The sequence below is a fragment of the Candidatus Avelusimicrobium faecicola genome (assembly GCA_900540405.1).
GTDB lineage: Bacteria > Elusimicrobiota > Elusimicrobia > Elusimicrobiales > Elusimicrobiaceae > Avelusimicrobium > Avelusimicrobium faecicola.
This window is the reverse complement of the sequence record UQFW01000048.1, coordinates 1-11,329: the sequence shown is the minus strand read 5'-3', so window position 1 is coordinate 11,329 and position 11,329 is coordinate 1. Positions and strand designations below refer to the sequence as shown.

Genomic DNA, 11,329 nt, shown 5'->3' with positions numbered 1-11,329 from the left:
GCCGCCATAATAACACTTGTTCTGGGCCGAATCGGCGGCCCGCTTCCGCGCGGGTAAGCCCTTGCACGGCCCCGTAGTGGCGCTCGTTTAATTGCCAAACGGACAGGGTGGGAATTTGCCAGCCCGCCGTTTGCAAGGCGTTTTGCAGTGTTTGCCGCGCGCGCACCAGTTTGGAAACATACGCCCGTTGGGGAAGTATGCCCGCTTGACGGAGTAAAACCCCGGCTTGCCGGGCTTGCTCCTTTCCTTCGGGCGTTAAAGCGCAATCATCCCACCCGGTAAAACGGTGGAAAAGGTTGTATTCGCTCTGTCCGTGGCGCAAAAAAATCAGGCGTTTCATGGTTTAACCCCGCGGATGAAATTTTTTATGTTTTTCTTTCAGGTCGGCCACGTCCAAATGCGTATAAATTTGGGTGGTAGCCAAATTGGCGTGGCCCAGCATTTCCTGCAAACTGCGCAAATCGGCCCCGCCCTGCAATAAATGGCTGGCAAAAGTATGGCGGAACAAGTGCGGGTGGAGCGGCTGGGAAATGCCCGCCTTGCGGCCCAAGTCGGCCAAGTCTTTCCAAACGCTTTGGCGGCTGATTTTGCGGCCGTGGCGGTTCAAAAAAAGTTCCGAGCCGACTATTTTATCCGCAAATGTGGCTTCGCGCACGTCCAAATAATATTTTAACCGTTGGCAGGCTTGCGGATGAATGGGCACAAAACGCTGTTTGCCCCCTTTGCCAAACGCCAATACCCACCCTTCCTGCGTGTTGACGTTTTCTATACGCAGGTTGATAAGTTCGCTTACGCGCAGGCCCGCGGCATACAACAGTTCCACGATGGTTAGCGTGCGGATTTCGTCAAACTTTTTGGCGGGATAGGATAGCAGGCGGTCCATTTCCTGCCGGGTAAGCTGCTGGGGAATTTTTTGCGCCAGTTTGGGGGATTTGAGAAAGCGGGTGGGGTCATCCGTAATTATTTCTTCCACCAGTAAAAACTTATAAAAACATTTTACCGCCTCCATTTTGCGGAAAACGCTGGTGGTGGAGAGCTGTTCCACCCTGCGCAGTTGGTAGAGGTATTTATCTAAAAATTCCGGCGCGATGTTTTGGGGCTCTACCTCGTTTGCCAGGCAGTATTCCAAAAAACTTTCCACGTCGGAACGGTACGCCGACACCGTATTGGGGGAAAGTTGGCGTTCAAAAGTTAAATGGTTGGCAAAATCCGTCAGCAGGTCCGCCTGGGTCACGGGCGCACCTCCGGCACCGGGTGCGCGGTAAATACGCATACATCTTTGCCAAACAGGTACGGTTCGCGGTCTTCTTCCAAATTGTAATCAAACGAAAACTGCATTAAATGGTACTGCGTGCAAAGTGGCATCAGCACCGGCGGTTTGGGCGTTTGCGCCGCTTGCGGGGCGTTTTCTTTAGACAGGGAAATAAGGGTCATTTGGTGGCCCGGCGCGTAATACTGGAGCATAACTTGCAGGGCTTTATCCGGGTAGCCGGTTTTGGCGGTATCCACATATACGGGTTGCCCGGGCCAGTTTTGGCTGATAAAGCTAAAAGCATCTTTCAGGCCGGTAAATTCCGCGGTCAACAGGTAGTCCAAATTCCAAAAGTGGGCGGTCCAGGCGGCGGCAAGGAGCGGGAAAAGCACAATTAACAGGCGGTGCCGTTCGTACAAGTGGTGCAAACAACCGGCAATTAATACTAAAATGGGGGGCATAAAGGATAAAAAGTAGCGGTCCAACCATAAATTGTATTTTAAGGAAACCACCGCCACCACCGCTAGCAACAGGCCGATTTGCACCACAGGCAAAATAATGCTTGCGTTTAAGAGTAAGCGTTTTTTTTGCGTGTGAACCAGGGAAACGGCAGAAAGAATCAGAAGAACCAAAATGCCACCCACCAGGGCAGGGCTACCAAATAAAAATTGCAAAATATCCCAAGTGGCGCGGGCCCAAGGCACCACATACCACCAAGTGCCGGCGGGGGCAGACATAATCAAATAAGTATTAATTACCCATGGGAACCAAGCGGCAAATACCGCTGCCGTGCCCCAAAAGGCGGTCGCGCGCCCTATTTTATAATAGCAGGCGTATAAAAACACCACTAACGCGGTAATAAAAAACAGGCCGGAGCAAAAATAATGCAAATAGGAGCCGAGTAAACCAATGATAAAAAAGGCGGCCCAGGTTTTGGCAGACGGATTTTTTTGCCGGGCCAGTGCGTCAATAATGCCTAAAGCCAATAGAGTAAACGCCATACCGGCCCACACGGCAAAAGAGTAGGCGCGGATGTAGAGCCCGAATGCTACCAAAATAAACGAACACGCCGTCAGCGCGGTAAGCATAAACTTTTTAAGTTTCGGCCAAGCGGCGGGGGCCAAAAAATAAGCGGTGGGCACGGTGGCCAGGGAAGCGAGTGTATTAAACAACCGCATATAAAACGGCTCCGCGGGGAACAGATGGTTCCAACCGTACAGCAGGATGTTATAGAGGGGCAAATTGACGTCTTTTAGCAGAATTTCGTGCCAAATATAGGAAAGTTTCAAGCCGGGCCAGGCCGTAGCCAGCGAATAAAGTTCGTCGTAGGCCAGGCCGGAGGATAAATGGGCCAACCGTTGCCAGAACATATACACTGCCAACACGGCAGATATACTTACGCAGACTGCGGTAAAAACGGAAGAAAATTTTTTCATATATATTTATTATAGGAAATTCCGCCCTTAGGCCGCGGGATAAATGCGTGTGGGCGGCGGGCGAGCGGTTTGGCAGTGGGCGTGGGCGGGCGTGCGGTTAACGGGGGGGCGTGCGGAATAAATGCGCGGCGGGGGAACAGGCTCCGTCCGGGGGAAATGAAAAAGCCCCGCGGGGTGCGGGGCCTTTTACGGTTTTGCAAGTTTGTGCCAGTTATTTTTTAGCCGTTTTTTTAGCGGGAGCCGGTTTGGCGGCTTCCTGCGCTTTTTGGGCGGCTTCTTCTTCGGATAGTTGTTTGCCGTCGTAGTGGATGCCCAAATACTTTACAAATAATTTGTCTTGTATTTCGTTGGCGAGGTCCGGGTTGTCCACCAGGTATTGGCGGGCATTATCTAACCCTTGCCCCAGTTTTTCATCCCCGTACAGGAACCAACTGCCGCTCTTTTCAATATAGCCCGCTTCCACGCCTTTATCAATAATGCAGGCTTCGCGGGAAATACCTTGGCCCAAAATCATCATAAATTCGGCCTGGCGGTACGGCGGCGCCACTTTGTTTTTGGTCACTTTGGCGCGTACGCGGGTGCCGATAATTTCGTCCCCTTTTTTGATGTTTTCAATGCGGCGTACGTCTATACGCACGGACGAATAAAATTTAAGCGCCAGCCCGCCGGGGGTGGTTTCCGGGTTGCCGAACATCACGCCGATTTTCTGGCGGATTTGGTTAATAAAAATAATGCTGGTTTTGGTTTTGCTCAAAATGCTGGTCAGTTTGCGCAAGGCCTGGCTCATCAGGCGGGCCTGTAAACCGACGTGCGCGTCGCCCATTTCGCCTTCAATTTCCGCTTTGGGAACCAGGGCGGCTACGGAGTCTATAATAATCAAATCAATCGCGCCGGAGCGGACGAGCTTTTCGGCAATTTCCAGGGCTTGTTCGCCGGAGTCCGGCTGGGAAACAAGCAGTTCGTCCACATTTACGCCCAAGGCGGACGCATACACCGGGTCTAATGCGTGTTCCGCATCAATAAAAGCTACCGTACCGCCCATTTTTTGCGTTTGGGCCGCAACGTGCAGGGAAAGGGTTGTTTTACCGCCCGCTTCCGGCCCGTAAATTTCAATTACGCGCCCGCGCGGCAGGCCGCCCACCCCCAGGGCCAAGTCCAAAGACAATGCCCCCGTAGGGATAGCTTCTACTTTTTTAATATTGCTGTCGCCCAGTTTGCAAATGGCTTCTTTGCCAAACGCTTTTTCAATCTGGCCGAGGGCCAAATCCAAGGCTTTTTGTTTGTTTGCGTCCATTGGTATCCTCCAGTTAAATTGCCACCGCGTTTTTGGGTTTAGAAGCGGCGTTGCTAAAAGTTAATTTTTGGGTATCTTTATTTAAGTCCACCCGGATAACCGTTCCCGGGGCATAGCGGCTGGTTAAAATGTTTTCCGCCAGCGGGTCTTCCAACTCCCGCTGTAAGGTGCGCAGTAAAGGCCGCGCGCCGTATTTGGCGTCAAAGCCGCGCTCAATCAAATAGTTTTTGGCGCTGTCCGTCAGTTCCAGTTCCAATTCTTTATTGGCCAGTTTGTCGTCCACCTCTTCCAAAGCAAGGTCTAAAATTTGGGCGATATTTTCTTTGGTGAGCGCATGGAAAACCACAATTTCATCAATACGGTTGATAAATTCCGGGTTGAAGGTCTTTTTTACTTCGTCCATAACCCCTTGGCGCATATCCTGGTATTGTTGTTCTTCGGTGGTTTTGGCGGCAAAACCCAAATTACTGCCTTTGTTGGTAATTTCCCGCGCGCCCACGTTGGAAGTCATAATCACCACGCAGTTTTTGAAGCTCACTTTGTGGCCCAGCGTATCGGAAAGGTAGCCTTCGTCCAATACTTGCAACAGAATGTTGTAAATATCCGGGTGGGCTTTTTCCAATTCGTCCAACACTACCACACTGTACGGGCGGCGGCGGACGGCCTCGGTTAATTGGCCGCCTTCTTCGTAGCCCACATAGCCGGGCGGCGCCCCGATTAAGCGGGAAACGGCAAATTTTTCCATATATTCGGACATATCCAACCGAATCATGGCATCTTCGTCCCCAAACAGGAAGCTGGCTAAACTTTTGGCCAGTTCCGTTTTACCTACCCCGGTGGGGCCTAAAAATAAAAATCCGCCGATGGGTCTGTTCGGGTTGCCCAAGCCGGTGCGGTTGCGGCGGATAGCCTGCGAAACCGCGCGCACGGCTTCTTCCTGCCCGATAATACGCTCGTGGAGGTGTTCTTCCATGTGCAAAATTTTATCCGTTTCGCTTTGGGTGAGCCGCGTGACGGGAATGCCCGTCCATTTGCTGGCCACCAGGGCAATATCTTCTTTGGTCACTTCGGGCTGTTTTTGTTCCCGTTCTTCCTGCCATTTCTTTTTCAGGTGGTCTATATAATTTTTCAGGCGGTCTTCGGTATCTTTGGCCGCGGCGGCTTTTTCAAATTCTTTATTGGCCAGGGCCTGGTCTTTTTCTTCTACCGCCTGGTTGTATTCTTTCTGTTTTTCTTTAATTTCGGGCGGCAAAACGGCGTTTTTTAAGCGCGCCCGCGCACCGGCTTCGTCAAACAGGTCAATGGCTTTATCCGGCATGGCTCGGTCCGTAATATAGCGGTCCGCAATCGCGGCGGCGGCGCGCAGGGCGTCGTCGGCATATTTTACTTTATGGTGTTGCTCGTATTTCGCGCGGATACCTTTTAAGATAGTGATGGTTTGCTCCACATCCGGCGGGTCTACCGTAATGGGTTGGAAACGGCGCTCCAAAGCGGTGTCCGTTTCAATATATTTGCGGTATTCGTCAAAGGTGGTGGCGCCGATACATTGTACTTCCCCGCGGGCCAACGCCGGTTTTAACATATTGGAAGCGTCAATGGAGCCTTCCGCCGCGCCCGCTCCGATAATGGTGTGCAGTTCGTCAATAAAAATAATGGCATCTTTGGCGGCGGCAATTTCGTCAATAATGTTTTTGAGCCGCTGTTCAAATTCGCCCCGGTATTTGGTGCCGGCCACCACGGAGGCCAAATCTAACGCCAGTAAACGCTTGCCGTTTAATACATCGGAAATTTCCCCGCGGGCAATTTTTTGGGCGAGCCCTTCCACAATAGCGGTTTTGCCTACGCCCGGTTCCCCTAGCAGCACCGGGTTGTTTTTGGTGCGGCGGGCTAAAATTTGTACCAGGCGTTCAATTTCTTCGTCGCGGCCGATAACCGGGTCCAGCGCGTTGTTTTTGGCAAGCGCGGTTAAATCCCGCGTGTATTCGTCCAGCGTGGGGGTTTTGCTTTTCTTTTTGGTTTGCGCGGAGCGGCTTGTTTCCCGGGTGGTTTCTTCCGGGTTGTCGGCAGAAAGGTCTTCCGTCAAATCCCCGGGTTCCGCATCCCCGATGTAATTTAATATGCTGTCGCGCACATGGGTTAAATTAAGGCCCAGGTTTTCCAAAATTTTGCAGGCCATACCTTCTTCTTCCCGTATGAGCCCCAGTAAAATATGTTCCGTGCCGATGTGTTGCGTGCCTAACAGTTGGGATTCTTCCACAGAAAATTCCAGCACTTTTTTGGCGCGGGGGGTAAACGGAATTTCCCCCAGGAGCATAATGGTATCGCCAATGCCTACCATTTTTTCAATCTCCAGGCGCACTTTGCGGAAAGTGACCCCCAACCCCGTTAAAATTTTGTTGGAAACGGTGCCGTCTATGGCGGCAAGGCCCAATAAAATGTGTTCCGTGCCTACATAATCATGGTTGAGGCGTTTGGCTTCTTCCTGCGCGATAAGAATAATTTTTTGCGCGTTTTCGGTAAATCTTTTTGGCATTTTATACCCCTGTTAAAAAACTCTTACTATCATTATATAAAAATAAAACGCGGGGAAATCATCAGCCGTGCGGGGGGTGGTGTTTTTGGTATAATACCTATATATATGAACCAAGAATTGTGTGCCCGGGCCGCCCGCATAAAAGCCATTTTAACGGATGTGGACGGAATTTTAACGGACGGAAAACTTAATTTTTTTACCCTGCCGGACGGCCGGGTGGACGAGTTCAAGAGCTTTAACGCTTTGGACGGGCTGGGCGCGCGTATGTGCCGCAGTTGCGGGTTGACGCTGGGTATTATTACCGGGCGGCGCCACCCCAGTACCATTTACCGGGCAAAAGCATTGGGTTTTGCCTATATTTACCAAGGTTTTTTAACCAAAACAGGCCCGCTGGAAGATATTTTGAAGCGGGAACATTTAACGCCGGAGGAAGTGGCGTTTATCGGGGATGACCTGACCGATTTGCCCTTGCTTAGGCGGGTGGGGTTGGCCGTCACGGTGCCCGGGGCGGTGGACGCGGTAAAAAAGGCCGCCCATTATATTACGGTGCGCGGCGGCGGCAACGGCGCCTACCGGGAAATGACCGATTTAATTTTAACCGCCCAAGGGAAAATGGAGCCTTTACTGGAACAAATTAACGCCTCCGGTTGGGCCCAAGCCCCGTCCCCGGAATTACAAATTATCACTTCCGCCGAAGGGATTAATTAGGATTAGCCATGAAAGGAAAATTTATCGTTTTAGAAGGGCCGGACCGTTGTGGTAAATCCACACAGGCCAAACTGTTGTATAACTATTTAATTTCCCGCGGATATGAAGCCGTGCTTACGCGCGAGCCTGGGGGAACCCCTACGGCGGAGCGTATCCGCCAAATGGTGCTAGAGCCGGGGGTGGATGTGCGCCCGATGGCGGAGCTGTTTTTGTATGAGGCTTCCCGCGCCCAACACACGCAGGAAAAAATCCTGCCCGCACTGGAAGCGGGAAAGGTGGTTATTTGCGAGCGCTACACCATGTCTACCTGTGCTTATCAGGGGTATGGGCGCGGTATAGATTTAACCACCATTGAAACCCTAAACAAAATTGCCACGTTGGGGCTCCAGCCGGATTTAACCCTTGTGTTTTTAATGTCCGATAAATATTTTACCGAACGCGGCGAATATTTATTTTCGGACCGATTGGAGCAGGAAGACCAATCTTTCCGCCAAAAAATGCGTTTAGGATATAAAGAAATGGCGGCCCGTACGCCCGGCGCGTATTTGCTGGATGCGGACCGCAATATTGAGGAAATCCAAAAACAAGTGGAAGATTTGTTGGAAAAACACGGGATTGTGGAGGCAAATGCCGTTTGCTGAGCTGTTAGGCCAAAACAAGGCCATTACTTACTTAAAAGGCTTGGCTAAAAGCGGCCAGGTGCCGGGGGCTATGCTGTTTTTTGGCGATGAAGGCATCGGCAAAGCCAAAGCCGCATTGGAATTTGCCAAGGCGCTTAACTGTTTGGACCCGCAAGCCCGGGCCCAGGGGGATAGTTGCGGCGTATGCCAAAGTTGCCGCGCCATTGACCAAGGCACCCACCCGGATGTGACTTTTGCCGATTTTTTATACCAGGCCCGGTTGGAAGTAAAGAAAGATTTTTCCAGTAAAGGGTATGAAGATGAACTGGAAAAAGAATTAGCCAAACAACAACATATTAACGTGGATACCATCCGTGATGTGACGGCCAAATCCCAGCAGAAAGCCTCCGCCGGCGGGTGGAAAGTGCTTATTTTGGATGCCGCCCAAACCATGCAGGCCGCGGCGGCAAACGCACTGTTAAAATTTATAGAAGAACCCCCTTATAAAACGTTATGGATTTTGATTACTTCCAAACGCTCCGTAATGCTTAAAACGATTTTATCGCGTTGCCAACCGCTTGCTTTCAGCCCGCTGGCTCCGGCGGACGTAAAAGAAATTTTAACGCAAACCGGGTTTGACGGGGATAATTTGGATTTAGCCGCCCGGTATTCGGGCGGGTCGGTTTCGCGCGCCAAACGCGCGGCGGAGGCGTTGGCTTTAATGGCCGGCGTAGCGCAAGGCCCTGCGTGGCCGTGCGGTGTGGCGGCGGGGCTTTCCCGCACGTTGGCCGTCGGGCGTACGCAAGCGCAAAGTGTGTTAGACGTAATTATTGCCGCCTTGCATAACCAGTGGACCCGCGAAACGGACCCCCAAAAGGCTTTTTTAATGCGCAAAGATTTGAAGAAGTTTGAAGATTATAAACGGGCCATCACGCGCAACGTATCCCCCGCGTTGGTGTTGGAAACGGCGCTGATGAATTTGGACGGCCTGAATATTCAGATTTTTTAATACACCGGAGAAGAAACAATGACTAAAAAATTCTATGCAACCACGCCTATTTATTATGTGAACTCTGTGCCGCATATCGGGCATGCGTACACCACGGTAGCGTTGGACGTACTGGCCCGCTACAAACGCTTAAAAGGCGTTGATGTGCGCTTTTTAACGGGTACGGACGAACACGGCGCCAATATTGAAAAATCCGCCGCCGCCAAAGGGGTTTCGCCCAAAGCCTGGACGGACGAAGTTTCCGCCAAATACAAAGAAATGTGGAAAACGCTGAACATTTCTTATGATGATTTTATCCGCACGACGGATGAAAAACATGTGCAAGTGGTGCAAGCCATTTTTGAAAAACTGCTTAAAAGCGGGGATATTTATTTGGGCTCTTACGCCGGCAAATACTGCCTGTCTTGCGAACAGTATTATAACGAGAGCGAAATTTTGGAAGGCGGCCTTTGCCCGGTGCATAAACGCCCGCTGACGGAAGTACACGAAGAAACGTATTTCTTCAAATTGTCGCGCTACCAAGACGCCTTGCTTAAATTTTATGAAGAACACCCCGGCTTTTTGAGCCCCAAATTCCGCGCGAACGAAATTATCAACTTTGTAAAAGGCGGCCTGCAAGATTTGTCGGTCAGCCGCACCAAAGTAGCGTGGGGGATTCAAGTGCCCAGCAACCCCAAACATACCATTTATGTTTGGTTTGACGCGCTGATTAACTACATTACGGCCGCCGGGTACGGCACCTTAATTTGCCAAGACAAAACCCTGCACGAGGCCCAATTAAAACAAATCCGCGCGGAAAAGTTTGAAGATTTATGGCCGGCGGATTTACACATGGTGGGGAAAGAAATTTTCCGTTTCCACGCGGTTATTTGGCCGGCGGTGCTGATGGCGCTGGGATTACCTCTGCCCAAAAAAGTGTTTGCGCACGGTTGGTGGACGGTAGAAGGGGAAAAAATGTCCAAATCTTTGGGCAACATTGTAAACCCGGCCGAAGTGGCCGCCAAATACGGCACGGACCCCTTGCGCTTGTTCTTGTTTAGGGAAGTGCCTTTCGGCCAAGATGGCGATTTTTCCATGGCCAGTTTCAAAAACCGCTATAATTCCGATTTAGCCAACAACATCGGCAACTTGCTTTCCCGCACGCTGAATATGGCGGCTAAAAACATTGGCGAATTGCCGGAAAAAATTGAGGGCGATTATCCGCTCCTTCAAAAAGCGGCGCAAGTGGAAGCTACCATTGATAAAGCCTATGAAGAATTGGCTTTTGATAAAGTGCTGGAAGCTATTTTTGGCTACGGCGGCGACCTGAACAAACTGGTGGACGAAAAGAAACCGTGGATGTTGGCCAAGACGGATTTGCCCGCCGCCCAAGCGGTACTGCTGGAACTGGTGGCGTGTTTGCGCCATGTGGCAGTATGGTTGGAGCCGTTTATGCCCACGATTGCCAAAGAAATGCAAAAACGCTTACTGCCGGGGAAAATTGAAAAATACGCGCCGTTGTTCCCCCGGTTGGAAGATAAATAAAACGGTTTTTCTATCCGTTGATTTCAAGGAGCCCTTTTCAAAAGAGGGCTCTTTTTTATTACGGCCCGCCCGGCTGGACAGTGTGCCTAAAAAAAATTATACTAAACGTATGAAAAATATATTTTTACTGGTTTTGTGTTTAGGTTTTATAACTGCGCCGGCCGGTGCGGCCGGAATTAACGATATTTTTAAGGCCGTCAAAAATGGGGATAAATCCACCGTTTTGGCTATGCTTAAAAAACACCCCAAATTGGTTTTGTCGCGGGATTCCAAAGGCAAAACCCCGCTATTGGTGGCGGTGGAGCAGAAAAATGTGGCTATGGCGGATTTGCTGTTGCGCCGCGGCTCCCGGTTTACGGCTAAATCAGCCAAGGGCACCCCACTGCATGTGGCAGTGCTTAATCAAGACGAGCCGATGATTCAGCTGATTTTAACTTCTGCCGCTAAAGTGGGGCCGGAACTGCCCGCGCGCCTGTGCAATACGCCGCGCGATTTGTATGACGAAATGTCTTTCTCTAGCGAGGACCACAGCACCCCCCTGCATTTGGCGGCCAAACAGTGCAACACCAAAATTTATAATTATTTGGTGGCGCATGGGGGAAACCCGAATTTGCAAAACAATTCCGAAAAAACACCCGCCCAACTGTTGGATTCCTGCTTAAAAAGTAAGCGGCAGATGGAGGAGGCCCAGCGGGCGAGGGAGGCGCGTAAGCGGGCGGCGGAGAGGGCCCCAAAAGATGACGGATTTTAATGGATAACGGCTGGTGGTAAGCGGGGATTTTAATGCGCGGGGAACAAAATAACATTTTGTTCCCCGTTCGCATTTCATGGGCATACTATTTTCCAAATTTAAGCCCTTTTGTGCCGCCTTTAGGCTTATGTAGCTAGCGCTACACCGCGCCTAAACTAGCGGCGCAAAATCATCTTAAATTTGAAAAATCATGCTACAAACA

At 50.9% G+C, this 11,329-nt stretch carries 10 protein-coding genes; 5 read left to right on the top strand and 5 right to left on the bottom strand.

The genetic code is table 11. The features are described 5' to 3' along the window. The 5 genes from ACQY18_RS05400 to ACQY18_RS05380 all read right to left on the bottom strand — a co-directional run. Window positions 1–340, bottom strand: a 340-nt coding sequence (locus ACQY18_RS05400; protein WP_428039131.1) for a 2,3-bisphosphoglycerate-dependent phosphoglycerate mutase, incomplete at its 3' end; no start/stop codon positions are given. A 3-nt stretch (window positions 341–343) separates the two neighbouring features. After that, the gene (gene xerA / locus ACQY18_RS05395) at window positions 344–1,273 is read right to left on the bottom strand and encodes a site-specific tyrosine recombinase/integron integrase (RefSeq protein ID WP_428039130.1); all 930 of its coding nucleotides are present in this window, start codon (window positions 1,271–1,273) and stop codon (window positions 344–346) included. Further along, window positions 1,231–2,688 carry a hypothetical protein gene (locus ACQY18_RS05390; RefSeq protein ID WP_428039129.1) on the bottom strand — a complete coding sequence of 486 codons (1,458 nt, stop codon included), beginning with the start codon at window positions 2,686–2,688 and terminating at the stop codon, window positions 1,231–1,233. The genes xerA and ACQY18_RS05390 overlap by 43 nt, the downstream gene beginning before the upstream one ends. A gap of 211 nt (window positions 2,689–2,899) precedes the next feature. Then, window positions 2,900–3,982, bottom strand: coding sequence for a recombinase RecA (recA, locus tag ACQY18_RS05385; RefSeq protein ID WP_176778261.1), 1,083 nt, complete (start codon window positions 3,980–3,982; stop codon window positions 2,900–2,902). Window positions 3,983–3,995: 13 nt separating this feature from the next. Next, complete coding sequence (locus ACQY18_RS05380) at window positions 3,996–6,515, bottom strand: AAA family ATPase (protein ID WP_176778262.1); 2,520 nt, start codon at window positions 6,513–6,515, stop codon at window positions 3,996–3,998. Window positions 6,516–6,620: 105 nt separating this feature from the next. Here ACQY18_RS05380 and ACQY18_RS05375 point away from each other — a divergent pair, with 105 nt between their 5' ends. From ACQY18_RS05375 to ACQY18_RS05355, 5 genes are all read left to right on the top strand, one after another. Continuing rightward, the gene (locus tag ACQY18_RS05375) at window positions 6,621–7,223 is read left to right on the top strand and encodes a KdsC family phosphatase (protein WP_428039128.1); all 603 of its coding nucleotides are present in this window, start codon (window positions 6,621–6,623) and stop codon (window positions 7,221–7,223) included. Window positions 7,224–7,231: 8 nt separating this feature from the next. Continuing rightward, window positions 7,232–7,864 carry a dTMP kinase gene (gene tmk, locus ACQY18_RS05370; protein ID WP_428039127.1) on the top strand — a complete coding sequence of 211 codons (633 nt, stop codon included), beginning with the start codon at window positions 7,232–7,234 and terminating at the stop codon, window positions 7,862–7,864. Beyond that, entirely contained in the window at window positions 7,851–8,852 is a 1,002-nt protein-coding gene (locus tag ACQY18_RS05365; RefSeq protein ID WP_428039126.1) for an ATP-binding protein, read from the top strand. Before tmk ends, ACQY18_RS05365 begins: the two co-directional genes overlap by 14 nt. An 18-nt stretch (window positions 8,853–8,870) precedes the next feature. Continuing rightward, window positions 8,871–10,376, top strand: coding sequence for a methionine--tRNA ligase (gene metG, locus ACQY18_RS05360; protein WP_428039125.1), 1,506 nt, complete (start codon window positions 8,871–8,873; stop codon window positions 10,374–10,376). A 109-nt stretch (window positions 10,377–10,485) separates the two neighbouring features. Further along, window positions 10,486–11,127, top strand: a complete 642-nt coding sequence (locus tag ACQY18_RS05355) for an ankyrin repeat domain-containing protein (RefSeq protein ID WP_428039124.1) — start codon at window positions 10,486–10,488, stop codon at window positions 11,125–11,127. The last annotated feature ends 202 nt before the right edge of the window (window positions 11,128–11,329 follow it).